26 protein-coding genes are annotated in these 23,634 nt (G+C 62.6%); 21 read left to right on the top strand and 5 right to left on the bottom strand.

The window, feature by feature from the left end; genetic code table 11:
- Window positions 1-33: 33 nt before the first annotated feature.
- Window positions 34-804, bottom strand: coding sequence for a ParA family protein (locus AYR47_RS09390; protein WP_033897787.1), 771 nt, complete (start codon window positions 802-804; stop codon window positions 34-36).
- Window positions 805-1,152: 348 nt separating this feature from the next.
- Here AYR47_RS09390 and AYR47_RS09385 point away from each other — a divergent pair, with 348 nt between their 5' ends.
- From AYR47_RS09385 to AYR47_RS09290, 20 genes are read left to right on the top strand one after another with little or no spacing between them, the layout of a single operon-like run.
- On the top strand, window positions 1,153-1,872 hold the full coding sequence (locus AYR47_RS09385) for a beta-ketoacyl synthase chain length factor (RefSeq protein WP_061435022.1): 720 nt from the start codon (window positions 1,153-1,155) through the stop codon (window positions 1,870-1,872).
- Entirely contained in the window at window positions 1,848-2,660 is an 813-nt protein-coding gene (locus tag AYR47_RS09380) for a lysophospholipid acyltransferase family protein (RefSeq protein ID WP_061435020.1), read from the top strand. The genes AYR47_RS09385 and AYR47_RS09380 overlap by 25 nt, the downstream gene beginning before the upstream one ends.
- Window positions 2,638-2,907 carry a phosphopantetheine-binding protein gene (locus AYR47_RS09375; RefSeq protein ID WP_014716603.1) on the top strand — a complete coding sequence of 90 codons (270 nt, stop codon included), beginning with the start codon at window positions 2,638-2,640 and terminating at the stop codon, window positions 2,905-2,907. The genes AYR47_RS09380 and AYR47_RS09375 overlap by 23 nt, the downstream gene beginning before the upstream one ends.
- A 9-nt stretch (window positions 2,908-2,916) precedes the next feature.
- The gene (locus tag AYR47_RS09370) at window positions 2,917-3,171 is read left to right on the top strand and encodes an acyl carrier protein (RefSeq protein WP_016979215.1); all 255 of its coding nucleotides are present in this window, start codon (window positions 2,917-2,919) and stop codon (window positions 3,169-3,171) included.
- Window positions 3,168-3,713, top strand: a complete 546-nt coding sequence (locus AYR47_RS09365) for a hypothetical protein (protein ID WP_061435018.1) — start codon at window positions 3,168-3,170, stop codon at window positions 3,711-3,713. Before AYR47_RS09370 ends, AYR47_RS09365 begins: the two co-directional genes overlap by 4 nt.
- A complete protein-coding gene (locus AYR47_RS09360; RefSeq protein ID WP_061435017.1) occupies window positions 3,710-5,380 on the top strand; it encodes an acyl-CoA synthetase family protein in 1,671 nt (556 codons plus the stop codon). Before AYR47_RS09365 ends, AYR47_RS09360 begins: the two co-directional genes overlap by 4 nt.
- The gene (locus AYR47_RS09355) at window positions 5,373-6,107 is read left to right on the top strand and encodes a glycosyltransferase family 2 protein (RefSeq protein ID WP_033897782.1); all 735 of its coding nucleotides are present in this window, start codon (window positions 5,373-5,375) and stop codon (window positions 6,105-6,107) included. The genes AYR47_RS09360 and AYR47_RS09355 overlap by 8 nt, the downstream gene beginning before the upstream one ends.
- A complete protein-coding gene (locus tag AYR47_RS09350; RefSeq protein ID WP_061435014.1) occupies window positions 6,104-7,039 on the top strand; it encodes an LpxL/LpxP family acyltransferase in 936 nt (311 codons plus the stop codon). Before AYR47_RS09355 ends, AYR47_RS09350 begins: the two co-directional genes overlap by 4 nt.
- On the top strand, window positions 7,023-8,564 hold the full coding sequence (locus tag AYR47_RS09345; RefSeq protein ID WP_061435013.1) for an HAL/PAL/TAL family ammonia-lyase: 1,542 nt from the start codon (window positions 7,023-7,025) through the stop codon (window positions 8,562-8,564). Before AYR47_RS09350 ends, AYR47_RS09345 begins: the two co-directional genes overlap by 17 nt.
- Window positions 8,557-8,982, top strand: coding sequence for an acyl-CoA thioesterase (locus AYR47_RS09340; RefSeq protein WP_061435011.1), 426 nt, complete (start codon window positions 8,557-8,559; stop codon window positions 8,980-8,982). Before AYR47_RS09345 ends, AYR47_RS09340 begins: the two co-directional genes overlap by 8 nt.
- Window positions 8,979-9,569 (top strand): outer membrane lipoprotein carrier protein LolA, encoded by a 591-nt coding sequence (locus tag AYR47_RS09335; protein WP_061435009.1) that lies wholly within the window; start codon window positions 8,979-8,981, stop codon window positions 9,567-9,569. The genes AYR47_RS09340 and AYR47_RS09335 overlap by 4 nt, the downstream gene beginning before the upstream one ends.
- Window positions 9,559-11,871, top strand: a complete 2,313-nt coding sequence (locus AYR47_RS09330; protein ID WP_061435007.1) for an MMPL family transporter — start codon at window positions 9,559-9,561, stop codon at window positions 11,869-11,871. Before AYR47_RS09335 ends, AYR47_RS09330 begins: the two co-directional genes overlap by 11 nt.
- A gap of 33 nt (window positions 11,872-11,904) precedes the next feature.
- A complete protein-coding gene (locus AYR47_RS09325; RefSeq protein WP_191983000.1) occupies window positions 11,905-13,152 on the top strand; it encodes an NAD(P)/FAD-dependent oxidoreductase in 1,248 nt (415 codons plus the stop codon).
- Entirely contained in the window at window positions 13,149-13,883 is a 735-nt protein-coding gene (locus AYR47_RS09320) for a class I SAM-dependent methyltransferase (protein ID WP_061435006.1), read from the top strand. The genes AYR47_RS09325 and AYR47_RS09320 overlap by 4 nt, the downstream gene beginning before the upstream one ends.
- A complete protein-coding gene (locus tag AYR47_RS09315; RefSeq protein ID WP_061435005.1) occupies window positions 13,880-14,362 on the top strand; it encodes a hypothetical protein in 483 nt (160 codons plus the stop codon). Before AYR47_RS09320 ends, AYR47_RS09315 begins: the two co-directional genes overlap by 4 nt.
- The gene (locus tag AYR47_RS09310; RefSeq protein WP_061435004.1) at window positions 14,359-15,525 is read left to right on the top strand and encodes a beta-ketoacyl-[acyl-carrier-protein] synthase family protein; all 1,167 of its coding nucleotides are present in this window, start codon (window positions 14,359-14,361) and stop codon (window positions 15,523-15,525) included. Before AYR47_RS09315 ends, AYR47_RS09310 begins: the two co-directional genes overlap by 4 nt.
- Entirely contained in the window at window positions 15,522-15,983 is a 462-nt protein-coding gene (locus AYR47_RS09305; RefSeq protein WP_061435003.1) for an ApeP family dehydratase, read from the top strand. Before AYR47_RS09310 ends, AYR47_RS09305 begins: the two co-directional genes overlap by 4 nt.
- Entirely contained in the window at window positions 15,980-16,708 is a 729-nt protein-coding gene (gene fabG / locus AYR47_RS09300; protein WP_061435001.1) for a 3-oxoacyl-ACP reductase FabG, read from the top strand. The genes AYR47_RS09305 and fabG overlap by 4 nt, the downstream gene beginning before the upstream one ends.
- Window positions 16,708-17,934: a beta-ketoacyl-ACP synthase gene (locus tag AYR47_RS09295; protein WP_016979200.1), complete on the top strand. Its 1,227-nt coding sequence runs from the start codon at window positions 16,708-16,710 to the stop codon at window positions 17,932-17,934. Before fabG ends, AYR47_RS09295 begins: the two co-directional genes overlap by 1 nt.
- Before the next feature lie 26 nt (window positions 17,935-17,960).
- Window positions 17,961-18,404, top strand: coding sequence for a hypothetical protein (locus tag AYR47_RS09290; protein ID WP_061435000.1), 444 nt, complete (start codon window positions 17,961-17,963; stop codon window positions 18,402-18,404).
- 95 nt (window positions 18,405-18,499) lie between these two features.
- On the opposite strand, the gene AYR47_RS09285 is transcribed toward AYR47_RS09290, so the two are convergent.
- Window positions 18,500-19,423 (bottom strand): LysR family transcriptional regulator, encoded by a 924-nt coding sequence (locus tag AYR47_RS09285; protein WP_061434998.1) that lies wholly within the window; start codon window positions 19,421-19,423, stop codon window positions 18,500-18,502.
- Window positions 19,424-19,595: 172 nt separating this feature from the next.
- Between AYR47_RS09285 and AYR47_RS09280 the strand changes: the two genes are divergently transcribed.
- Entirely contained in the window at window positions 19,596-20,822 is a 1,227-nt protein-coding gene (locus AYR47_RS09280; protein ID WP_420492061.1) for an MFS transporter, read from the top strand.
- A 24-nt stretch (window positions 20,823-20,846) separates the two neighbouring features.
- Here the strand turns inward: AYR47_RS09280 and AYR47_RS09275 are convergent, their stop codons facing one another.
- The 3 genes from AYR47_RS09275 to hemE all read right to left on the bottom strand — a co-directional run bounded on the left by AYR47_RS09275 (window position 20,847) and on the right by hemE (window position 23,564).
- A complete protein-coding gene (locus AYR47_RS09275) occupies window positions 20,847-22,118 on the bottom strand; it encodes a type II toxin-antitoxin system HipA family toxin (RefSeq protein ID WP_061434995.1) in 1,272 nt (423 codons plus the stop codon).
- Window positions 22,111-22,362 carry a helix-turn-helix transcriptional regulator gene (locus tag AYR47_RS09270; protein WP_033897766.1) on the bottom strand — a complete coding sequence of 84 codons (252 nt, stop codon included), beginning with the start codon at window positions 22,360-22,362 and terminating at the stop codon, window positions 22,111-22,113. Before AYR47_RS09270 ends, AYR47_RS09275 begins: the two co-directional genes overlap by 8 nt.
- A gap of 134 nt (window positions 22,363-22,496) precedes the next feature.
- The gene (gene hemE / locus AYR47_RS09265) at window positions 22,497-23,564 is read right to left on the bottom strand and encodes a uroporphyrinogen decarboxylase (RefSeq protein ID WP_061434994.1); all 1,068 of its coding nucleotides are present in this window, start codon (window positions 23,562-23,564) and stop codon (window positions 22,497-22,499) included.
- Window positions 23,565-23,634: the final 70 nt, after the last annotated feature.

Below are 23,634 nucleotides of genomic sequence, written 5' to 3'. Positions count from 1 at the left end.
TCCTACACCCCCTGTAAGAAGGATCGACATCAATCACGCGTTTTCCAGCAGGTTATGCAACTCCACAAACTGCTGCGTCAGCTTATGCCGTGGATCCAGGTGGATCAGCGGCTTGCTCTCCTGGTGCGACTCACGCATGCGCACGGAGCTGGCCAGGTACACCGGCAATACCGGCAACCCTTCGGCAATCAATTCGTCCAGCATCTGCTGCGGCAAACTCGCGCGGGCCTGGAACTGGTTGACCACGATGCCTTCCACTTCGAGGCCTTCGTTGTGGTCTTCCTTCAATTCTTCGATTTCCGCCAGCAGGCCATACAGGGCCTGGCGCGAAAAGCTGTCGCAATCGAAAGGGATCAACACACGATCAGCGGCAATCAGCGCCGAAACCGCATAAAAATTCAGAGCTGGCGGTGTATCTAGGTAGATCCGGTCGTAATCCTCGCTCAGATCATCCAGCAACTTTCGCAGCTTGTTGATCTTGTGCTTGGCCTCAAGCTTGGGCTGCAGGTCGGCCAACTCTGCGGTTGCAGTGATGACGTGCAGGTTGTCGAACGGGGTTTCGTAGATATCCACCTTGTTCTTCTTGGAAAACGGCCCGGAAGACAGGGTTTGCTTGAAAAAATCCGCGATACCCATTGGGATATCGTCGCCGGTCAACCCGGTGAGGTACTGGGTTGAGTTGGCTTGTGCATCGAGGTCCACCAACAGGGTTCGATAACCTTCGCTGGCGCTGACTGCCGCCAGGTTGCAGGCAATGCTGGACTTGCCAACGCCGCCTTTTTGATTGAACACCACACGCCGCATGGAAAAACCTCCGTGTATCAATGAATGTCCGAGTGTAGAGGGCAAAAGCGCCTGTTAGCTACCTCGTTCATCCATGCACTGCTGCATCACGGCCGATCGGCGACCTGCCTGTCATACGCAGCCGACAGATTAAAAAGAACGGTCCGACAATCCAATCAGTCCCCTGGTAAAGGACAATCTGTAAATCCTTTCCACTATTTTGTAATCAACCGTGCACAAATCTTTACCAAAGTTTGCTAGAACCCCACGGCACCGGGATAATGCGCGCCATTCGGCTATTGCTCCCTGTCCCGGTATTCGGGGCCAAAAGCCGCACATGGAAGCCCGCAGGGGCGGGATAACTTCTCAGTGATCAACTTCAACATCGCCCAATGGCGCGCCTGGGCCCCAGGGCTCGATAGCGTGGACGACTGGCGCGCCTGGTGCCAAGCCCCGGTGTTGCTGCCTGCCAGCGAAGCCTGCCCCGATGTGTCATTCCTGCCGGCCATGCAACGCCGCCGCCTGAGCCGCTTGGCGCGCATGGCGTTCAGCGTGGGTTGGCCACTGGCCGAGGGTTTGCAGGACCTGCCGCTGGTGTTTGTCTCCCGGCATGGCGAGACCCCGCGCACCCTCGACATCCTCAGTGACCTGGCCAACGACCAGCCGCTGTCGCCGACCCAGTTCAGCCTGTCAGTGCACAACGCGGTGATTGGCCTATGGTCGATCCTGCGCAATGAAACCAGCGAAATGACCGCCCTCGCCGCCGCAGGTGACGGACTGGAACACGGCATGCTCGAAGCCGCCGCCCTGCTCAACGAAGGTGCCCCGGCCGTATTGCTGGTGATCACCGAAGAACAGCCGCCCGAGGCCTACGCCAGCTGGATTGTCGACGTGCCGTTTCCCTACGCCCTTGGCCTGCTGCTGACGCCGGGCGACGAGTGGCAGTTGGAACTGAGCAGCGGCACTGTCCAACCCACTCAAACCCAGTGGCCCCACGCCCTGAACCTGCTGCGCACCCTGCTCACCGAACAGGTCGCCTGCCAACATGCCTGGAAGAACCGTGTATGGAATTGGCAACGCAAGCCCTGAAAGAAAAACCACGGGACGCCTACTACTGGCGTCTGTTCGCCACCGCCGCCAGCTTCGCGCTGTTCGGCTTCGGCGGCCTGTGCCTGCGTTTGCTGGTATTCCCGTTGCTCAGTTGCCTGCCAGGGGACGCTGCCAAACACCGCAACCGCGCCCGCCACACCATCAGTTGGCTGTTCTGGTTCTTTATTCGCCTAATGCAGCGCGCAGGCGTGCTCACCTACAGCGTCGAAGGCGCGGAAAACCTCGGCCGCCCAGGCCAGATGATCATCGCCAACCACCCGTCGCTGATCGACGTGGTGTTCCTGATCGGCCTGGTACGCCAGGCCAATTGCGTGGTCAAGCAGAGCCTGTGGCAGAACCCCTTCACCCGTGGGCCGGTGCGCGACGCGGGCTATATCAGCAATGACGGCAGTGCCGAGATGCTCGATGCGGCGGCAGATGCCCTGCGCAGCGGCCAGACCCTGATCATCTTTCCCGAAGGCACCCGCACCACACCCGGCGCGGCGCCTGCCTTTCATCGCGGCGGCGCCGCCATTGCGCTGCGCGGTGCGACAATCATCACCCCCGTGGTGATCAAGGTCAGCCCCACCACGCTGACCAAGGCCGAACCCTGGTATCGCATCCCAAAATGCCGCGTGCACTTCAGTTTGCGGGTGGGTGCCGATATAGAACCACAGGCGTTCGCATCAAGGGGGCCCGCGCCCCAGGCCTCACGCAAGCTCAACGATTACCTGCACCACTATTTTATTAAGGAGCTCGCCGAAGATGAGCGACCAACACCGCCTTGAGCACGACATAAAGACGCTGATCATCGAGGCCCTGGGCCTGGAAGACATCAGTGTCGACGACATCGGCAGCGAGCAGACCCTGTTCGGCGAAGGCCTCGGCCTGGATTCGGTAGACGCCCTGGAATTGGGCCTGGCGATCCAGAAAAAGTACGGTATCAAGATCGATGCCGACGCCAAGGACACCCGCAATCACTTCACCAACGTGGCCAGCCTTGCGGCGTTCGTCACGGCCAGACAGGCAGCTTGAGACCGGACCATGCAAACTCGTGACGATATTTTCAACACCTTGCGCGACGCCTTGGTGGAACTGTTTGAACTGCCGCCGGAACGCGTCACCCTTGACGCCAACCTGTACCAGGACCTGGAAATCGACAGCATCGACGCCGTCGACTTGATCGACCACATCAAGCGCCAGACCGGCAAGAAGATCGCCGCCGAAGAATTCAAGGCCGTGCGCACCGTCAACGACGTGGTTGAGGCGGTGTACCGTCTGGTCACGCCTGCCGCATGAGCCGGCTGATCGGCCTTGGCCTGTTGTTGGCGGGGCTGCTGTACCCCTTTGCGGTGTATTACGGCACCGAACACTTTGCGCCGTGGCAATTCGGCCTGCTGCTCGGCAGTTTGTGGCTGCTGCGCGCTCTGACCGGTGCGCGACGCCCCGGCGCCCGCTGGATGGCAGTGGCGGTGATCGTGTTCTGCCTGCTGCTGGCCTGGTTCGACAACCCGCACTTGCTGCGCTGGTACCCGAGCCTGGTCAGCGGGTTCATGCTGGCGTTGTTTGGCTTGAGCCTCAAATACGGCCCGCCGATGGTCGAGCGCCTGGCGCGCATGACCGATCCGGTGCTGCCCCCGCATGCCATTGTGTATACCCGCCAGGTCACCGTGGTGTGGAGCGTGTTTTTTCTGTGTAATGGCCTGCTCGCCGCCGCCCTCACCCTGTGGGCGCCGCTGAGCTGGTGGACGTTGTACAACGGCCTGATCGCCTACGGGCTGATGGGGTTGTTGTTTGCCGTGGAATGGCTGGTACGACAAAGGGTTCGAGGCCGCGTATGAATGGGTTGAAACTTGAGCACTTGTTGCTTGAGCCGCTGGAACAGCGTCCGGTCACCACCGAACCTGCAATGAACCATGCCCAGTTGTGGGCGCAGTCCCTGAGCCTGGCCGCAGGCCTGCAAGCGCGCGGCATCCAGCGCCTGGCCGTGTACCTGGAAGATGCCGGCCTGCTGGCGATTGCCCTGCTGGGCGCCTGGCGCGCCGGGGTCAGCGTGTTGCTGCCCGCAGACCTGCAACCTCAGACCCGCCAACGCTGGGACGAGGCCGTCGATGCCTGGCTGACCGAAGCGACAGACCTGGACACGCTGTACCAGGCGCCACTGACCGCTGCCGCACTCGATCTGGACGCTTGCGACCTGAGCCTGTGCACCTCCGGGTCCAGCGGCGAGCCCAAGCGCATCGACAAGACCCTGCGCCAGCTGGCCAACGAGGTCGAAGCCCTGGAAACGCTGTGGGGACCGGACCTTAAGGACGCCTGCATCATCGGCAGCGTCGCCACCCAGCATATCTACGGTTTGCTATTTCGTGTGTTGTGGCCGCTGTGCGCCGGCCGCACTTTCGTGCGCAAGCAACTGGCCTTCCCAGAAGACTTGCAGCGCGCCAGCCGCGAGCATGCCCGGTTCGCCTGGGTCGCCAGCCCGGCGTTGCTCAAGCGCATGGGCGACAATCTCGACTGGCCGGCGCTGAGCCAGGTGTCACGGGTATTTTCCTCCGGCGGCGCATTGCCGGTGGAAGCCGCCGGCAGCCTGTACGACCGTTTGCAACAATGGCCCACAGAAATCCTCGGCAGTTCGGAAACCGGCGGTATCGCCTGGCGCCAGGGTGCGCAGCCTTGGCAACCGTTTGCCGACGTGCACCTGAGCCAGGACGCCGACGGCGCCTTGCGCATCGCTTCACCGTATTTGCCTGAAGGGCATGTCGAACAGACCGCCGACGCCGCGCGCATCCATGCCGATGGCCGTTTCGAGTTGCTCGGGCGCCTGGATCGCATCGTCAAGCTGGAAGAAAAACGCATCTCCCTGCCCATGCTGGAACACGCATTGATGACTCACCCGTGGGTCGCGGAAACGCGCCTGGGTGTGGTGCAGGAAAACCGCGCATCCCTGGGTGCCCTGGTGGTGCTGAGTGCCGAAGGCCTGCATGCCTTGCGCAATCAGGGCCGACGCACGCTCACCCAAACCCTGCGCCAACACTTAAGCCAACATTGCGAAGCCCTGGCGCTGCCGCGTCGCTGGCGTTTACTGAGACAGTTGCCGCTGAACAGCCAAGGCAAACTGCCCCAGGCGCAGGTCGAAGCGCTCTTGTTAGCACCACGACCGAAAGCCCCGGAAGTACTGGAGCAGGTCGAAGCCGATGGCGAATGGACCTTGCAACTGAGCGTCCCGCCAGACCTGGCCTATTTCAGCGGGCACTTTCCGGTCACCCCAGTATTGCCGGGCGTGGTGCAGGTGGAATGGGCGTTCAACCTGGGCCAGCAACTGCTCGATTTACCGGCAACGTTTGCCGGGATGGAAGTGCTCAAGTTCCAGCAATTGGTCCGCCCCGGCGATGCAATAGAGCTGCATCTGCGCTTCGACCGGGAGCGCGGCAAGTTGTACTTCGCCTATCGCAACGGCGTCGCGGCCTGCTCCAGCGGCCGGATTTTACTGGAGGCCGCGCATGCATAACCCCTGCGCCCTGATCCCGGTCTACAACCACGAAGCCGCCGTGCCCGCCGTGGTCCGGAGTCTGTTGAACAGTGGCCTGCCCTGCCTGCTGGTGGACGATGGCAGCAGCCCGGCCTGCGCCGCCGTGCTGGCGCAACTGGCCACCTTGGAAAACGTCACCCTGCTGACCCTGCCCACCAACCAGGGCAAAGGCGGCGCCGTCATGGCCGGTTTCCGCGAGGCCGCACGCCTGGGCTTCAGCCACGCCCTGCAAGTCGACGCCGACGGCCAGCACGATCTGCGCGAAGTCGAGACCTTCCTCGACACCTCGCGCCGACACCCGGACGCGATCATCTGCGGCTACCCCGAATACGACGACAGCGTGCCCAAAGGCCGCCTGTACGCGCGCTACCTGACACACGTGTGGGTGTGGATCAACACCTTGTCGCTGCAGATCCGCGACTCGATGTGCGGCTTTCGCGTGTACCCGCTGGCGCCGGTGCTGGCGCTGATGGACTCGGCCTACATCGGAACACGCATGGATTTCGACTCCGACATCCTGGTGCGCCTGGCCTGGCGCAACCAGCCGATGCGCTGGCTGCCGACCCAGGTGCATTACCCCGCTGACGGCCTGTCGCACTTCCGGCTGTTCCGCGACAACGTACGCATCTCGGCCATGCACACCCGGTTGTTCTTCGGCATGTTGGTGCGCGCGCCGATGATCCTGTGGCGACGGTGGCAGGCATGAGCGACAGCGGCAAACACTGGGCCGACCGCGAGGAACGCGGCAGCTATTGGCTGATGAAACTCACCGCCTTCGCCGCCAAGGTCCTTGGCCGCCGCCTGTTGAGCCCGGTGCTGTACGGCATCGTGTTGTACTTCTTCCTGTTCGGTCGCACCGCGCGCCGCAGCGCCTGGCAGTACCAGCAGCGCCTGGCCGACTGGAGCGGGCGCGATGAACTGCGCCCCAGCCACTGGAAAGTCTTCGGCCAGTTCATGGCGTTTGCCGACTCGCTGCTCGACAAACTCGACGTGTGGAACGGTAAGCTGCGCCTGGAGCAGATCGAGATCAACGACCCGGCGCAATTGCGCGGGCAACTGCGCGGCGAGCGCGGGCAGATGCTGGTGGGCGCGCACCTGGGCAACCTCGAAGTGTGTCGCGCCCTCGCCGAAATAGGCGAGCAGGTCACCATGAACGTGCTGGTGCACACCAAGCACGCCGAGCAATTCAACCGCCTGCTGGGCGAAGCCGGGGCGACCCATTTGCGCCTGATCCAGGTCAGCGAGTTGGACCCGGCCACCATGCTGCTGCTCAGCCAGCGCCTGGACGACGGCGAATGGCTGGCAATCGCCGGCGACCGCGTGCCTCTGCACGGCGGGCGCACGGTGCGCGTGGATTTCCTCGGCCACGACGCCGCCTTCCCCCAGGGCCCGTGGCTGCTGGCCGGCCTGCTCAAATGCCCGGTAAACCTGCTGATGTGCCTCAAGCACAAAGGCCGCTACCGCCTGAGCATTGAGCCTTTCGCTGAATTGATTGAATGGAAACGCAACACCCGCGAGCAGGTCATAGCCCTGTGGACCGCGCGCTACGCCGCACGCCTAGGCCAGTTCTGCCTGGAAGCGCCCCAACAATGGTTCAACTTTTACCCTTTCTGGAAGACCGATGACGACGCATCTTGAGCCGGTAACCTTTGGCGAACGCGCTTTGCGCATCGAAGACGTGTTGGCCCTGGCCAACCGTCAGGCGCCGACCCAATTGCAGGACGATGCCGCCTATCGCCAGCGCATCGCCAAGGGCGCGCAGTTCCTCGACTCGCTGCTGGACAAGGAAGGCGTGATCTACGGCGTGACCACCGGCTACGGCGACTCGTGCGTGGTGGCGGTGCCGTTGCAGCACGTCGAAGCGTTGCCGCGTCATCTGTACACCTTCCACGGTTGCGGCTTGGGCAAGCTGCTCGACGCCCAGGCCACCCGCGCCGTGCTGGCGGCGCGTTTGCAGTCGCTGTGCCACGGAGTGTCCGGCGTGCGCGTGGAGCTGCTGGAACGCCTGCATGCCTTCCTGGAACACGACGTGCTGCCGCTGATCCCGGAAGAAGGTTCGGTGGGCGCCAGCGGTGATCTGACGCCGCTGTCCTACGTGGCCGCGACCCTGTCCGGCGAACGCGAAGTGATGTTCCGTGGCGAACGCCGCCAAGCCGCCGACGTGCACCGCGAGCTGGGCTGGGAACCGCTGGTGCTGCGCCCCAAGGAAGCCCTGGCACTGATGAACGGCACCGCCGTGATGACCGGCCTGGCCTGCCTGGCTTTCGCCCGCGCCGACTACCTGCTGCAACTGGCCACGCGCATCACCGCGCTGAACGTAGTTGCGCTGCAAGGCAACCCGGAACACTTCGACGAGCGCCTGTTCGCCGCCAAGCCGCACCCTGGGCAGATGCAAGTCGCCGCCTGGCTGCGCAAGGACCTGGCCATCGACGCGCCGACCGCGCCGTTGCATCGCCTGCAGGACCGTTACTCGCTGCGCTGCGCGCCCCACGTCCTTGGCGTGCTGGCTGACAGCCTGAACTGGCTGCGCTCGTTCATCGAGATCGAACTGAACAGCGCCAACGACAACCCGATCATCGACGCCGAGGAAGAACGCGTGCTGCACGGTGGGCATTTCTACGGCGGGCACATCGCCTTCGCCATGGACAGCCTCAAGACCCTCGTGGCCAACGTCGCTGACCTGCTCGACCGCCAGCTCGCGCTGCTGGTGGACGTGCGCTACAACCACGGCCTGCCGAGCAACCTGTCCGGCGCGCCAGCCGACCGCGCCATGATCAACCACGGCTTCAAGGCCGTGCAGATCGGCACCAGCGCCTGGACCGCCGAAGCCTTGAAAAATACCATGCCGGCCAGCGTGTTCTCGCGTTCCACCGAGTGCCACAACCAGGACAAAGTGAGCATGGGCACCATCGCCGCCCGCGATGCGATCCGTGTGCTGGAGCTGACCGAACAGGTCGCCGCTGCCACGCTGCTCGCCGCCAACCAAGGCGTGTGGCTGCGCGCCCAGGCCGAAGATGCGCGACCGTTGCCACCCGCATTGGCAGCAATGCACGAAGAACTGGCCAAGGACTTCCCACCTGTCATCGAAGACCGCGCCCTCGAAGGCGAACTGCGCCTGTGCCTGCAACGCATTGCCGAGCAACACTGGAGGCTGCATGCGTAGCCAGGGCGTGCTGCATTGCGACACTGAAATCCTCGTGCCGTTTTTTGACGTCGACACCATGAACGTGGTGTGGCACGGGCATTACGTGAAGTACCTGGAGGTCGCGCGCTGCGCGTTGCTGGACAAGATCGGTCACAACTACACCGCGATGCTGGAATCCGGCTATGCCTGGCCGGTGATCGACATGCAGCTGCGCTACGTGCGCGGCGCGGTGTTCGGCCAGACCCTCAACGTGCGCGCCAGCCTGGTGGAGTGGGAGAACCGTTTGAAGGTCAATTACCTGATCACAGACCGAGACAGTGGCGAACGTCTGACCCGCGCCAGCACCGTGCAAGTGGCAGTGGAAATCGCCAGTCGCGAGATGCAGTTGGCCTCACCCAAAGTATTCACCGAAGCCGTCGAAAAGGCCCTGTCATGAAATGGATCACCTTTCTGGGTGCGCTGCTGCTGTCGCTGCATGCCCACGCCTTCGATCTGCAACAGCTCAGCGAGCAGTTGGCCAAACCCAGCGTGATCCACGGCAGCTTCACCCAGGAAAAACACCTGCGCGCCCTGCCCCAGCCCTTGGTCAGCAAAGGCACCTTTGTGCTGGCGAAAGACCACGGCCTGCTGTGGCTGCTGAAAACCCCATTGCAACAGGACTACCGCATCAGCGCCCAGGGCATCGCCCGCCGTGACGCCAATGGCTGGCAACTGCTGCCGAACAAGAGTGCCGGCGCCGAGCAGAATCGCCTGTTCCTGGCCGTGCTCCAGGGCGACAGCAGCGGCTTGCAGCGTGACTTCGAATTGCAGCTGCAAGGCGAGGCGAAACAATGGAAGCTCACGCTGATCCCGCGTTCACTGTTGCTCAAGCAGGTGTTCACCCAGATCAACATCGACGGCGGCGACTTGGTGCAGACCATCGAATTGCTGGAAACCCAAGGCGACAGCACTGTTTTGCGCATGCAGGACAGCACCGCCAGCCAACCCCTGAGCGAAGCGGAGCAACACGACTTTGCCCAGTGAGCGCCTGTTACCACGCCTGTTCCTGATCCTGCTGGTGGCCGTGCTGGCCCTGGCCGGCTGGCAGTGGCGTCATGGCGCGCCGTTGTCGGCCAACCTGATGGAACTGGTGCCGGGCAACACGCCGGACGCCCTGGAACAGCAAGCCGAACAGCGCATGCAGGAACCGTTGAACCGCGAGATGTTGGTGCTGGTGGGCCATGCCGACCGCCAGCAAGCCGTGGCCGTCGCGCAACAATTGGGCGAGCGCTGGCAAACCAGCGGGCTGTTTGAAAAAGTGCAATGGAACCTGCAAGCCGACCTGCCGGCGCTGCGCGAGCAATTGCTGCGTGGGCGCCTGGCGATGCTCTCGGCCAAGGACCGCGAACAACTGATCGAACAGCCCGACGCGTTTATCCAACAGCGCGTGCAAGCGCTGTTCGACCCCTTTACCGGCTTCAGCCTGGTGCCGAGCCAGGACGACTGGCTGGGCCTTACCGGGCGCATCCAGAACAGCCAGCCGCAGCACGGCTCGGTGCAACTGGATATCGGTAGCGGCGCGTTGATCGCCGATGCCGACGGCAAGAGCTGGGTGCTGCTGCGTGCGCGCACCACCGGCAATGCCTTCGACATGAAACTGCCGCTGCAAGTGGCGGATTTGCTCCAGGCCAGTCGCGCGCAGGCCAGCGAACACGGCGCGCAATTACTCGCCGCCAGCGGCTTGCTCTACGCCGCCAATGGTCAGCAGCAAGCCACGCGGGAAATCACCTGGGTCGGCGGCGGCGCAACCGTCGGCATCCTGTTGTTGCTGTTGCTCGCCTTCCGCCGCTGGCGGGTGTTGCTGGCCTTTGTACCGGTGCTGGTGGGCATGCTGTTTGGCGCGGTGGCCTGTGTGGCGCTGTTCGGCCATATGCACGTGATGACGCTGGTGCTGGGTTCCAGCCTGATCGGCGTTGCGGTGGATTACCCGCTGCACTACCTGTCGAAAAGCTGGAGCATGAACCCGTGGCGCAGTTGGCCGGCGTTGCGCATCACCTTGCCGGGGTTGAGCCTGAGCCTGGCGACCAGTTGCATCGGCTACCTGGCGCTGGCCTGGACGCCGTTCCCGGCCTTGACGCAAATCGCCATCTTCTCAGCCGCCGGCCTGGTCGGTGCCTACCTGTCCGCCGTGTGCCTGCTGCCGGCGCTGCTCAAGGGCGTCGAACTGCGCCCGGCGCAATGGCCGCTACGCATCGCCGAATGCCTGTGGTTGGTGCGCGAATCGCTGCTCAAGCGCGTGCCGAGCGCGGTCCTGCTGGCCCTGGTGCTGCTGTTCTGCGCCGGTGGCCTGTGGCACCTGAACAGCAAAAACGATATCCGCCAATGGATCGGCGCACCACCGCAGTTGCTGCAAGAGGCGCAGGCCGTGGCGCGAATTACCGGGTTCCAACCCACCAGCCAGTTCTTCCTGGTGCGGGCGGACAACCAGCAACAGCTGCTGGAGCGTCAGAGCGCGTTGGCGCAGCGCCTGGATCAGTTGGTGAACATGGACAAGCTCCAGGGCTACCTGGCGCTCAATCAATTGGTCAGCCAGCCCGCCGAACAGCAACAACTGCGTGATGCGCTGAACAACCTGGCGCAACACTGGCAGCCGCTGCTGGACCTCGGCGTGCCCGCCAGCGCCCTGCAAGCCGAAGTCGCGCACCTGCAAGCGCTGCCCACCCAAGACATCGACGCCGCGCTGGCCGGCCCAATGGCCGAACCTTGGCGCACGCTGTGGCTCGGCAAGGTCGAGGGCGGCGTGGCGGCCATGGTCAGCCTGCAAGGCTTGAACAACCCCGCCTTGCTGCGTGTACAGGCGCTGGACTTGCCGGGCGTGCAATTGGTCGACCGATTGGGCGACTTGAACCGGGTGTTCGCCGACACGCAGATCAGCGCCGCTGAATTGAAGTTGATGTCTTGCGTGCTGATCGTGTTGCTGCTGATCCTGCCGTTCGGTTTCGGCGGGGCCTTGCGCATCGTCGCCTTGCCGCTGCTGGCAGCCCTGTGCAGCCTGGCCAGCCTCGGTTGGCTCGGCCAACCGCTGACGCTATTCAGCCTGTTCGGCCTGCTGTTGGTCACGGCCATCAGCGTCGATTACGCGATCCTGATGCGCGAGCAAATCGGCGGCCCTGCGGTCAGTCTCTTGGGGACCTTGTTGGCAGCGGTGACGACCTGGTTGTCGTTTGGGCTGCTGGCGGTGTCCAGTACACCGGCGGTGAGCAATTTCGGCTTATCGGTCAGCCTGGGCCTGGCATTCAGCTTTATGCTGGCACCCTGGGCCGGGCAACAGAAACACGCCTTATGAATGTGATTATCGCCAATGTGGCAAGGAGCCCTCGTGCCCACAGTTGAAATGGAACGTCGCCAGGTGGTGGTGATCGGTGCCGGTCCGTCCGGGGCCATCGCCGCCGCGCTGTTAAAGCGCAAAGGGCATGATGTATTGATCATCGAGCGCCAGCATTTCCCGCGCTTCTCGATTGGCGAAAGCCTGCTGTCCCACTGCATCGACTTCATCGAAGAAGCCGGCATGCTCGACGCCGTGCAGGCCGCGGGGTTCCAGCTGAAAACCGGCGCCGCGTTCGCCTGGGGCGAGCGCTACAGCGCATTTGATTTCAGTGACACTTTCAGCAATGGCAAGCCGACCACCTTCCAGGTGCAGCGCGGCGAGTTCGACAAGTTGCTGGCCGATCAAGCCGCGCTGCAAGGCGTGGAGATCCGCTACGGCGAAACCATCGTCGGCGTGGACTTCCAGGGCGAATCCCGTTACCTGCACGTACGCCGCGAGAACGGCACCGAGTACCACCTCAAGGCCAAGTTTGTGCTCGACGCCAGCGGCTATGGCCGCGTGCTGCCGCGCCTGCTGGACCTGGATCTGCCGTCCGACTTCCCCGTACGCCAGGCGGTGTTCACCCACGTCGAAGACCGCATCGAACATCAAGGTTTTGATCGCAGCAAGATTCTGGTGACCACCCATCCCACCCAGCGTGATATCTGGTTCTGGACCATTCCGTTCAGTAACGGGCGTTGCTCGGTGGGCGTGGTCGCGGCCAAGGAGCATTTCGACGGCCGTGATGGCGACCTCGACGCCTGCCTGCGCGGCTTTATCAATGAAACCCCAAGCCTTGCCGGCGTGCTGCAAAACGCCGTGTGGGATACCCCGGCGCGCACCCTCGGCGGCTACGCAGCCAACGTCAAAACCCTGCACGGGCCGGGTTTTGCCTTGCTGGGCAATGCGGCGGAATTTCTCGACCCGGTGTTTTCTTCCGGGGTGACCATCGCCATGCGTTCGGCGAGCATGGCAGCCGCTGTGTTGCACCGTCAGCTCAAGGGCGAAACCGTCGACTGGGAAAGCGAGTTCGCCGTGCCCTTGAAACGCGGCGTGGACACCTTCCGCTGTTACGTCGAGGGCTGGTATGCCGGGACGTTCCAGGATGTGATCTATCACCCGGACAGCTCGCCGGAGATTCGCCGGATGATCTGCTCGATCCTCGCCGGCTACGCGTGGGATGAGCGCAACCCGTTTGTCAGCGAGCCCAAGCGGCGGTTGCGGATGTTGTCGGAGATTTGTGCGAGTGAGCCGGTATGACTAGCCAGTACCTGAGTAAAAACTACGTCGAGGAAACCAAGTTCGGCTTCTGGTTCCTGCGCAGCCACACCTGGCAGCACCATGTGCTGCGCGTGGCGATCAACGACCTGCGCAGCCTGTTTACCGACCCCTTGCCAGAGGCGCCGGTATTGCTCGACGCCGGTTGTGGCCAGGGCAAGTCGTTCCAGTACTTGCAGCAGGTGTTCGCCCCCGAGCGCCTGATCGGCCTGGACGCCGACCCGCACAGCCTGGAGCTGAGCCGTGAAGAAGCCCAGCGCCAAGGCTTGGCCATCGAGCTGATCGGCAGCGACTGCGCGACCTTGCAAGTGCCGGACGCCAGCGTCGATATCCTGTTCTGCCACCAGACCTTCCACCATCTGGTCGAGCAACACCGCGCGCTCAAGGAGTTCTACCGTGTGCTCAAGCCGGGCGGTTATCTGCTGTTTGCCGAATCCACCGAAGCCTATATCGACACCTGGGTGATTCGCTGGCTATTCCGCCACCCGATGCATGTGCAGAAAAGCGCCGAGGAGTACCTGGAGATGCTCCGCGAGCAGGGCTTTGAATTTGGCCCGCAGAACGTCTCGTACCCGTACTTGTGGTGGAGCCGCTCCAGCGACTTCGGCCTGCTGGAACGCTGGGGCCTGCGCAAGGCGCCGCCGGTGGGCCAGCGCGAGGAAACATTGGTCAACTGCGTGGCACGCAAACCTCTGACGAGCGCTGCCCCATGATGCGCATGCTGTTGATCGGCTGCCTGTTGCTGCTGAGCGCCTGCGCCAGCCAGCCGCCGCTGCCGGAGAAAACCCCTGCCCTGGCCTTGCCGCTGCAACTGCATGTGCAGCGCCTGGCCGACGGCCAGAGCCAGGACTGGCTGTTGGTGATCCAGCGCGAAAACGGCGGCATTCGCTGGTCGATGATGGACCCGTTGGGCATCCCACAGGCCCGACAAAAACTGATCAAGGGTGAATGGCAGGCTGACGGCTTGCTGCCACCCAATCCCCAGGCGCGCGAGCTGTTCGCCGCACTGCTGTTTGCCCTGACGTCGGCCGATGACGTACGTGCGCTCTACCCCAGCGCCCAGGCCATGGACCTGACGCGCACCCTGCCGGGGCATTGGCAGATCGTGTATCAATCGTCCGAGGTCTTCAGCGTGAACATGACCGGCCAGCCGTTGAGCTACCGCATCACGCCGCTCGGGGCCGCCCGATGAGCGCCTACCTCAACGCCCTGGGCGTGATCTGCGCCCTAGGCCGAGGCCAGGATGAAGTCAGCCGCAGCCTGTTTGCCGGCGACTGCTCCGGTATGCGCGCCGAAAGCGGCTGGGTGCCGGAACGCGTGTTGCCAGTGGCCGGTGTGCACGGCGAGTTGGCGACCATCCCCGCCGAACTGGGCCAGCAAAGCAGCCGCAATAACCAGTTGCTGCTGGAAGCGGCGTTGCAGATTGAGGGCGATATCCGCCAGGCGATCCACACCTACGGCGCATCGCGCGTCGGCGTTGTACTCGGTACCAGCACCTCGGGCATCGACGAAGCCAGTCGGGGCATCGCGCATTTTCTGCGGGAACACCAGTTCCCCGGTGACTACGACTACCAGCAGCAGGAACTCAGCGCTCCGGCGAATTTCCTCGCCGACTGGCTGCAACTGAGCGGCCCGGCCTATGTGATCTCTACCGCCTGCACCTCCAGCGCCCGCGCCTTGATGAGTGCCCAGCGCCTGCTGGACCTGGGTGTGTGCGATGCGATGATCTGCGGCGGCGTCGACAGCCTGTGCAAGCTGACCCTCAACGGTTTCAGCTCATTGGAAGCGGTGTCGAACGAGCGCTGCAATCCGTTCTCGGTGAACCGCAACGGCATCAACATCGGCGAAGCGGCCGTACTGTTCCTGATGAGCAAGCAAGCCGCGCCCATCGCCCTGTTGGGCAGCGGCGCCAGTTGCGACGCTCACCATATCTCCGCGCCCGAGCCCACCGGCAAAGGCGCGTTGCAGTCGATGCGCAAGGCCTTGGCCAGCGCCCGATTGCAGCCTGAGCAGATCGGCTACCTGAACCTGCACGGCACCGCCACCCAACATAACGACGCCATGGAAAGCCTGGCCGTCGCCAGCCTGTTCCCGCACGGCGTGGCCTGCTCATCGACCAAACCCATGAGCGGCCACACCCTGGGCGCAGCCGGGGCGCTGGAAGCGGCGTTCTGTTGGTTGAGCCTGGCTCACAACCGTGTCCCACCCCACGTGTGGGACGGCCAGGCCGACCCGGCCCTGCCCGCCTTGCAGTGGGCGCAGGCCTCGGAAACCCTGGGAAAGCGCTGCCTGATGAGCAATTCATTTGCCTTCGGCGGCAATAACGTCAGCCTGATTATCGGAGAGGCCCCATGATCGATTGGCCACTCGCTGAACTGCTGCCCCATGCGGGCGACATGATCCTGATCGACCAGGTGCTGTCGTTCGATGAAGAGCAGATCCACACCCGCGTCAGCGTCAAACCCGGCGGCCTGTTCAACCGCCCGGACGGCAGCCTGCCGGCCTGGGTCGGCATCGAGTTGATGGCGCAAAGCGTCGCCGCCTACGCCGGTTGCCGCGCGCGCCAGAAAGGTGAAGCGGTGGAACTGGGCTTCCTGCTCGGCACACGTAAGTTCGAATGCAACGTGGAGCACTTCCCGGCGGGCGCCGAGCTGAAGATCCACGGCCTGCGTTCCCTGGAAGACGACAACGGCATGGGTGTGTTCGAATGCCACCTGACCGGTGATGGGATCCAGGCCAGCGCCCGCTTGAATGTATTTCGACCGCCCCAGGCGGCCACCTATTTAGATGAATCGAAGGACGTAACGCCATGACTGAATCCGTACTGGTCACCGGCTCCAGCCGTGGCATCGGCCGCGCCATCGCCCTGCGCCTGGCCCAGGCCGGGCATGACATCGTGCTGCATTGCCGCAGCGGTCGTAGTGACGCCGATGCAGTGCAGGCCGAGGTTGAAGCCCTGGGCCGCAAGGCGCGGGTGCTGCAATTCGATGTCGCGGATCGGGCTGCGTGCAAGGAAATCCTCGACGCTGACGTCGAGCAACACGGCGCTTATTACGGCGTGGTGCTCAATGCCGGCCTGACCCGTGACGGCGCCTTCCCGGCCTTGTCGGAAGACGATTGGGACGTGGTGATGCGCACCAATCTCGACGGTTTCTACAACGTGCTGCACCCGGTGATGATGCCGATGATTCGTCGTCGCGCCGCCGGGCGCATCGTGTGTATCACCTCGGTTTCCGGGCTGATCGGCAATCGCGGCCAGGTCAATTACAGCGCCTCTAAAGCCGGGTTGATCGGCGCCGCCAAGGCCCTGGCCATCGAGCTGGGCAAGCGCAAGATCACCGTCAACTGCGTCGCCCCCGGCTTGATCGACACCGCCATGCTGGATGAAAACGTGCCGGTGGAAGAACTGATGAAGATGATCCCGGCGCAACGCATGGGCACGCCGGAAGAGGTGGCCGGTGCAGTGAACTTCCTGATGTCGGCCGAAGCCGGTTACATCACGCGCCAGGTCTTGGCCGTGAATGGAGGCCTGTGCTGATGAAACGCGTCGTAGTGACCGGCATGGCCGGCATGACTTCCCTGGGCGGCGATTGGGCGACCATATCCGCCAACTTCCGCGCCAATCGCAGCGGCATTCGGCGCATGGACGAGTGGGACCGTTTTACTGAATTGAACACACGCCTGGCCGGGCCGATCGACGACTTTGTCGTACCCGCGCACTGGACGCGCAAGCAACTGCGCAGCATGGGTCGGGTCTCGCGCCTGGCGGTGTGGGCAGCGGAACAGGCGTTGCAGGACGCGGGTTTGCTGGGCGACGAGTCGATCAAGGACGGGCGCATGGGCGTGGCCTGTGGCTCGTCCACCGGCAGCACCGACGAGATCAAGGCGTTCGGCAACATGCTGCTGAATTCGGTGGCCGAGGGGCTGAATGCCAACTCCTATGTACGCATGATGCCGCACACTACGGCGGCGAATATCAGCATCTTCTTTGGCCTGACCGGGCGGCTGATCCCTACATCAAGCGCCTGCACCAGCGGCAGCCAGGGCATTGGTTATGCCTATGAGGCGATCAAGTTCGGCCGTCTGCCGCTGATGCTCGCCGGTGGCGCCGAGGAGTTGTGCCCCACCGAAGCCATGGTGTTTGACGCGCTCTACGCCACCAGCCTGAAAAACGACGCGCCGCAGACCAGCCCACGCCCCTACGACAGCGGCCGCGACGGCCTGGTGATCGGCGAAGGCGGCGGCATGCTGGTGCTTGAAGAACTGGAACACGCCCTGGCGCGCGGTGCGCATATCCACGCCGAGCTGGTCGGTTTCGGCAGCAACGCCGACGGCCAGCACACCACCCGCCCGGAACAGAAAACCATGCGCCGCGCGATGGAACTGGCCCTGGAAGATGCCGGGCTGGAGCCATCCGCAATCGGCTACGTGAACGGGCACGGCACCGCCACCGACCAGGGCGATATCGCCGAGACGCTGGCGACCAGCAGCCTGTTCGGCAGCCGCATGCCCATCAGTTCGCAGAAGAGTTTCCTCGGTCACACCTTGGGCGCGTGCGGCGCGCTGGAGTCGTGGTTCAGCATCGAGATGATGAACCGCGACCAATACGTGCACACCTTCAACCTGGATTCGGTCGACCCGCAGTGCGGCGAGCTGGATTACCTGCAAGGTGAGTTCCGCGAGATGCACCACGACTACGTGATGAACAACAACTTTGCCTTTGGCGGCGTCAACACCTCGCTGATCTTCCGCCGCTGGTCCTGACTTTTAAATCGATTGGAGAATACGGAATGTCTTCCTTGCTGCGCGTCACCTTGATCACCCTGGCCCTGTTGGTCACCGCCGGTTGCACCAACAAGCCGATCCTCAACACCCAGCACGACCTGCCGGCCGACGCCCAGGTCAGCGAAGAAAAAATGAAAACGGTGATCGTCAACGCCCTGCAAAAGCGCGAGTGGACGGTACAACGCCTGAGCCCGCAACTGGTGCAAGCCGAAATCAACGTGCGTAACCAATACTACGCAGCCATCGACATCCGCTACACCCGCAACAGCTACGCCATCACCTACCGCGACAGCCGCGACTTGGGCTACAAGGACGGCAAGATCCATCGCAACTACAACCGCTGGGTGAACAACCTGGATAGCGACATCATGGCGGGGTTGCGCAGCAATGGCGTGAATGAGGCGGGGTCGGCGGCGCAGTTGTTTGAACAAACCGGCACCACCAAGTAAACCGGGACCGCCCCCTGTGGCGAGGGAGCTTGCTCCCGCTGGGCTGCGCAGCAGCCCCAGTAAGATCACCGCGACTGTTCCGGCAGATCGCGGTGTCAGGTTTTAGGGCTGCTACGCAGCCCAGCGGGAGCAAGCTCCCTCGCCACCAGCAACTCCACAAACGCCTCTGCCATCGGCGTCTGCGCGCCCTTGCGCTGCACCAGCCATACTGCCGTCACCGCGTCCTCATCCAGCAACGTGCGATAGACCACGCCATCAATGCGGATGCGCTGGTATGACGCCGGCAGCACCGACACGCCCAACCCCGCCGCCACCAGGCCGATGATGGTCATCGCCTCCCCGGCCTCCTGGGCAAAGTGCGGGCTGAAGCCGGCGTCACGCGCCAGGCTGAGCAACTGGGCATAGAGACCACTGCCGTAGGTGCGTGGGAAAAATACAAACGGTTCCTGCGCCAGTTGCGCCAGGTGCAAGCCCCGTTCACTGCCCTCCACCAAAGGATGACCGGCGTTCAACACGGCCACCAGCGGCTCACGCATCAACTCGACCACACTCAGCGAATCCGGCAACGGCAGCGGCCGCATCAGCCCTACCTGAATCGACTCATCCACCAGCGACTCGGCCACTTCGGTGCTGCTCATCTCCTGCAGGTTCAGATGCACCGCCGCGAACGCCTGGCGAAACGCAAAGATCGCCTGGGGGATGCTGGAGTTGAACGGCGCCGACGAGGTGAAGCCAATCTTCAATTCACCCAGTTCACCCAACTGCGCCCGGCGCGCTACGTCCGCCGCCTTGTCGACCTGTGCCAGCACCAATCGCGCCTCGTGCAGGAACAACCGCCCCGCCTCGCTCAGTTCGACCCGACGATTGGTACGCTCAAACAACCGCGCCCCCACCTCCTGTTCCAGCGCCTGGATCTGTTGGCTGAGCGGCGGTTGCGAGATGCCCAGCACCTGCGCGGCCCGGCCGAAATGCAGTTCTTCGGCGACGGCGATGAAGTACCGCAAGTGACGCAATTCCATGGGAGCCTCATTAGGTCGTCAAAGCTATCAAACAGGTCGAACAATATATTGGAAAGAATCATTAGGGAGCTATATTCTTTTTTGCATTGCCTGTCCTGGCACGCTCTTCCTCCCCGAGGTCCCCTTGAAAGCTGCTGTCGCTCCACTCGCTCAAGACGTACCGCCTACCGCCCTGGATGAAGTGGTGGCCCAGCTCAATGACGAGTTCATCGAAAAAGGCACGCCGATGTTCATGCGCACGGTGCTGGCGCTGTTCTCCGGTGGTTTCGCCACCTTTGCGCTGCTGTATTGCGTGCAGCCGATGATGCCGGCGCTGTCCCACGAATTTTCCATCAATGCGGCACAAAGCAGCCTGATCCTGTCGGTGGCCACGGCGATGCTGGCATTCGGTTTGCTGATTACCGGACCGATTTCCGACCGCCTGGGGCGCAAGCCGGTGATGGTCTCCGCGCTGTTCTGCGCCGCATTAGCCACCATCGCCAGCGGTCTGATGCCGACCTGGGAAGGCATCCTGTTCATGCGTGCACTGGTGGGCTTGTCGCTGAGCGGCCTGGCCGCCGTGGCAATGACCTACCTGAGCGAGGAGATCCATCCGCAGCACATCGGCCTGGCCATGGGTTTGTACATCGGCGGCAACGCGATTGGCGGCATGAGCGGGCGCCTGATCATCGGCGTGTTGATCGACTTCGTCAGCTGGCACACCGCCATGCTGATCATCGGCGCCCTGGCGCTGATTGCCGCCACGGTGTTCTGGAAAATCCTCCCCGAATCGCGCAACTTCCGCGCCACCAGCCTCAAGCCGCGCAGCCTGGTGGATGGCTTCGTCATGCACTTCAAGGACGCAGGCCTGCCGTGGCTGTTCCTCGAAGCATTCCTGCTGATGGGCGCGTTCGTGACGATGTTCAACTACATCGGCTATCGCCTGCTGGCCGATCCCTACGACCTCAGCCAAGCGGTGGTGGGCCTGCTGTCGCTGGTGTACCTCTCGGGTATCTACAGCTCGGCGAAAATCGGCTCCCTGGCCGACCGCCTCGGCCGCCGTCGTGTGCTGTGGAGCACCATCGTGCTGATGCTGGCCGGCATGGCCCTGACCCTGTTCACTCCACTGTGGCTGGTGGTGCCGGGCATGCTGATCTTCACCTTCGGCTTCTTCGGCGCCCACTCCGTGGCCAGCAGCTGGATCGGCCGCCGCGCGGTGAAAGCCAAGGGGCAGGCGTCGTCGCTGTACCTGTTCTGCTACTACGTGGGGTCGAGTATTGCCGGGACAGCGGGCGGGTTCTTCTGGCATTTTGCCGGGTGGAATGGGATTGGGGCGTTCATCATCGCGCTGCTGATCGGCGCGTTGCTGGTGGCGTTGAAGTTGGCGAAGTTGCCGCCGTTGGGACAGGTAACGGCATAACGTTGTGTTAAAGAAAAAACCGCTTCATCGCGGTTTTTTCACCACAGGTTTTCGCTTCATCCCAGTGGACACCGAGTCATGGAGCGCCATGGCACGTCCCCCGTCCCACTCAGCTTGCATCGCCGAAAACAGTTCGACGTCGATGCGCGCCTGATGCGTACCGAGCGCCTCGGACATCGCCTCTGCGATTCGCTCGATGATCACACTCGGCTTCTCCACCGCACAGTACTTACGACCAAACTCCATTAGTTGCTGACGGTCTGGGTAAGCCTTCGTCTTGTTCATTTTGATTGCCAGGGTGCGATCAACCAATGAACGACCGGACTTGGGATTGTAATGCTCATACACGGTGGTCGTTGTGACATCGAATACCGGCGCCATTTGTACCGTTTCGCGGGCTCCCGGATGGGTATAGATCACACCAAAGTTTTTCAGGTGAGCATCACCGTTACGCACCATGACCGACAAGCAAACCGAAGAGAAAAACCGCTCAAGTTCACGCAGCGGTTCACCTTGCGCGCACACGTGGTTGATGACCGCAGCGAGGGTTTCGTAGCTCTGGGAGTACTTGTAATTGTCATGGGGATCTTTGTTGAGCCCCAACAACACGGCCATGTCTTCAAAACCAAGCCGCCCCGAGGGTGTCAGGTCAAAGCGCTCCATGACAAACAGATCGCCTCCTTCGGACAACCAGAAAGGCGGTGTCTCCATGCCCGCTATTCGGGCAGCTTCCATGCAGAGGAATTCGTTCTGGGCCAGGTGAGCGTACTCATCGGCGCCAGATTTCACGATCAGATCAGAACTGAGCATGGTTTTGCGGTTGCCCGCGAGCTTGTCCAGATCGGGTACCAGCACCTTGGGCTGCACGCCGGAAATGCCCGACTCGAAATACGTCTCTACCAGAAATTCAAATACGTGTTGAGAGCTGTCGGCTGACAGTATTTGCTGGAGCCCTACCTGAGCCTGTACGGGAACCGACGCCTCGGCAGGATTCTGGTACGTCAGCCGTCCAATCTGGTTCCCACCGATGATCGACAACAGGCGCATCTCATCCACCTGCATGTGTTTAGCCATCCGTCGCTTGATCTGATCGGCCAGAAAACCTTCTGGTACGTTCATATCGAAAATCGGATGCAGCACATTGCTGACTGAAGGCGTCGGGTCGTAGGGCATGACCAGCGATGCCTCACGCTCGGCATCAGCAGACGCATAGGAAAACGCAAACTGCGAGCCCTTGGACAATTCGCCTGAATGTCCCTGAGGGGTGACAACGTTGAGCAATTTGACTCTACTCATCGTGCTCCACCAGATCAGCCAGGGATTTGAGATCAATGCGTTTATCGACGACTTCGAGTGCCATTCCCAAGGCAGAAATCACCCTGAACACGGTATACATCGCGACATTTTCACCCGCTTCAAGATCCATGATGGTCTTGCGGTTGCACTTGGCACGGTCCGCCAGTTGCGCTTGGCTATAGCCCTTGGCGCGACGCAGTTGCCGTATTCTTTCACCCAGCTCAGGTGGATTAACCAGCAACATGATGTCACCCAGAACGGACTTTTAAGATAGATACCGTGATTATGTCCGCAATAACGGACATTACAAGTACCTTACGTCCGCCCAACTCAAATAAAAACGCCCGGATAAACCGGGCGTTTTTCATTGGGCAACAATTATTCGTGATACTGCGCCGACAACTCATGCACCGCGCGCAGGAACGCACCCGCATGCTCCGGGTTCACTTCCGGGGTGATGCCATGGCCGAGGTTGAACACGTGCCCAGTGCCTTTGCCGTAGCTGGCGAGGATGCGGCCGACTTCGCTGCGGATCGCTTCTGGCTTGGCGTACAGCACGGTCGGGTCCATGTTGCCTTGCAGGGCGACGCGGTTGCCCACGCGCTGGCGGGCTTCGCCCAAGTCACACGTCCAGTCCAGGCCCAAGGCGTCGGCACCGGCGTCGGCAATGCTTTCCAGCCACAGGCCGCCACCCTTGGTGAACATGATCACCGGCACTTTGCGGCCTTCGTGTTCGCGGATCAGGCCGCTGACGATCTTGCGCATGTAGGCCAGGGAGAATTCCTGGTACGCCGCCGCCGACAGGTTGCCGCCCCAGGTGTCGAAGATCTGCACGGCTTGCGCGCCGGCCATGATCTGCGCGTTGAGGTAGGAAGTGACCGACTGCGCCAGCTTGTCCAGCAGCAGGTGCATGGCCTGTGGGTTGTCGTAGAGCATGGCCTTGGTCTTGCGGAAGTCTTTCGACGAGCCGCCTTCGACCATGTAGGTGGCCAAGGTCCAGGGGCTGCCGGAGAAGCCGATCAGCGGCACGCGGCCGTTGAGTTCGCGGCGGATGGTGCTCACGGCGTCCATCACGTAACCGAGGTCTTTGTGCGGATCCGGGATCGGCAGCGCTTCGATATCGGCCAGGGTGCTGACGACCTTCTTGAAACGCGGGCCTTCGCCGGTTTCAAAGTACAGGCCTTGGCCCATGGCGTCAGGGATGGTGAGGATGTCGGAGAAGAGGATGGCCGCGTCCAGTTGCGGGTAGCGGTCCAGCGGCTGCATCGTGACTTCGCAGGCGAACTCCGGGTTCATGCACAGGCTCATGAAGTCGCCGGCGTTGGCGCGACTGGCGCGGTATTCCGGCAGGTAGCGACCGGCCTGGCGCATCATCCACACAGGGGTGACGTCCACAGGTTGCTTGAGCAGGGCACGAAGGAAACGGTCGTTCTTGAGGGCAGTCATGTCGGCATCCGCAAAAAAAGTGCGGGCATTTTCTCAGAGCCAGACGCAAAAGGCACGGTATGAGCCGTGC

The sequence above is a fragment of the Pseudomonas azotoformans genome (genome assembly GCF_001579805.1).
GTDB lineage: Bacteria > Pseudomonadota > Gammaproteobacteria > Pseudomonadales > Pseudomonadaceae > Aquipseudomonas > Aquipseudomonas azotoformans_A.
This window is presented reverse-complemented; position numbering and strand designations above follow the sequence as displayed.

Bases quoted from the DNA above. Each gene is read 5' to 3' on its own strand.
- AYR47_RS09390 (WP_033897787.1), bottom strand. From the start codon at position 804: ATGCGGCGTGTGGTGTTCAATCAAAAAGGCGGCGTTGGCAAGTCCAGC.
- AYR47_RS09380 (WP_061435020.1), top strand. From the start codon at position 1,848: ATGGAATTGGCAACGCAAGCCCTGAAAGAAAAACCACGGGACGCCTAC.
- AYR47_RS09375 (WP_014716603.1), top strand. From the start codon at position 2,638: ATGAGCGACCAACACCGCCTTGAGCACGACATAAAGACGCTGATCATC.
- AYR47_RS09370 (WP_016979215.1), top strand. From the start codon at position 2,917: ATGCAAACTCGTGACGATATTTTCAACACCTTGCGCGACGCCTTGGTG.
- AYR47_RS09365 (WP_061435018.1), top strand. From the start codon at position 3,168: ATGAGCCGGCTGATCGGCCTTGGCCTGTTGTTGGCGGGGCTGCTGTAC.
- AYR47_RS09360 (WP_061435017.1), top strand. From the start codon at position 3,710: ATGAATGGGTTGAAACTTGAGCACTTGTTGCTTGAGCCGCTGGAACAG.
- AYR47_RS09355 (WP_033897782.1), top strand. From the start codon at position 5,373: ATGCATAACCCCTGCGCCCTGATCCCGGTCTACAACCACGAAGCCGCC.
- AYR47_RS09350 (WP_061435014.1), top strand. From the start codon at position 6,104: ATGAGCGACAGCGGCAAACACTGGGCCGACCGCGAGGAACGCGGCAGC.
- AYR47_RS09345 (WP_061435013.1), top strand. From the start codon at position 7,023: ATGACGACGCATCTTGAGCCGGTAACCTTTGGCGAACGCGCTTTGCGC.
- AYR47_RS09340 (WP_061435011.1), top strand. From the start codon at position 8,557: ATGCGTAGCCAGGGCGTGCTGCATTGCGACACTGAAATCCTCGTGCCG.
- AYR47_RS09335 (WP_061435009.1), top strand. From the start codon at position 8,979: ATGAAATGGATCACCTTTCTGGGTGCGCTGCTGCTGTCGCTGCATGCC.
- AYR47_RS09320 (WP_061435006.1), top strand. From the start codon at position 13,149: ATGACTAGCCAGTACCTGAGTAAAAACTACGTCGAGGAAACCAAGTTC.
- AYR47_RS09315 (WP_061435005.1), top strand. From the start codon at position 13,880: ATGATGCGCATGCTGTTGATCGGCTGCCTGTTGCTGCTGAGCGCCTGC.
- AYR47_RS09310 (WP_061435004.1), top strand. From the start codon at position 14,359: ATGAGCGCCTACCTCAACGCCCTGGGCGTGATCTGCGCCCTAGGCCGA.
- AYR47_RS09305 (WP_061435003.1), top strand. From the start codon at position 15,522: ATGATCGATTGGCCACTCGCTGAACTGCTGCCCCATGCGGGCGACATG.
- fabG (WP_061435001.1), top strand. From the start codon at position 15,980: ATGACTGAATCCGTACTGGTCACCGGCTCCAGCCGTGGCATCGGCCGC.
- AYR47_RS09295 (WP_016979200.1), top strand. From the start codon at position 16,708: ATGAAACGCGTCGTAGTGACCGGCATGGCCGGCATGACTTCCCTGGGC.
- AYR47_RS09290 (WP_061435000.1), top strand. From the start codon at position 17,961: ATGTCTTCCTTGCTGCGCGTCACCTTGATCACCCTGGCCCTGTTGGTC.
- AYR47_RS09285 (WP_061434998.1), bottom strand. From the start codon at position 19,423: ATGGAATTGCGTCACTTGCGGTACTTCATCGCCGTCGCCGAAGAACTG.
- AYR47_RS09275 (WP_061434995.1), bottom strand. From the start codon at position 22,118: ATGAGTAGAGTCAAATTGCTCAACGTTGTCACCCCTCAGGGACATTCA.
- AYR47_RS09270 (WP_033897766.1), bottom strand. From the start codon at position 22,362: ATGTTGCTGGTTAATCCACCTGAGCTGGGTGAAAGAATACGGCAACTG.
- hemE (WP_061434994.1), bottom strand. From the start codon at position 23,564: ATGACTGCCCTCAAGAACGACCGTTTCCTTCGTGCCCTGCTCAAGCAA.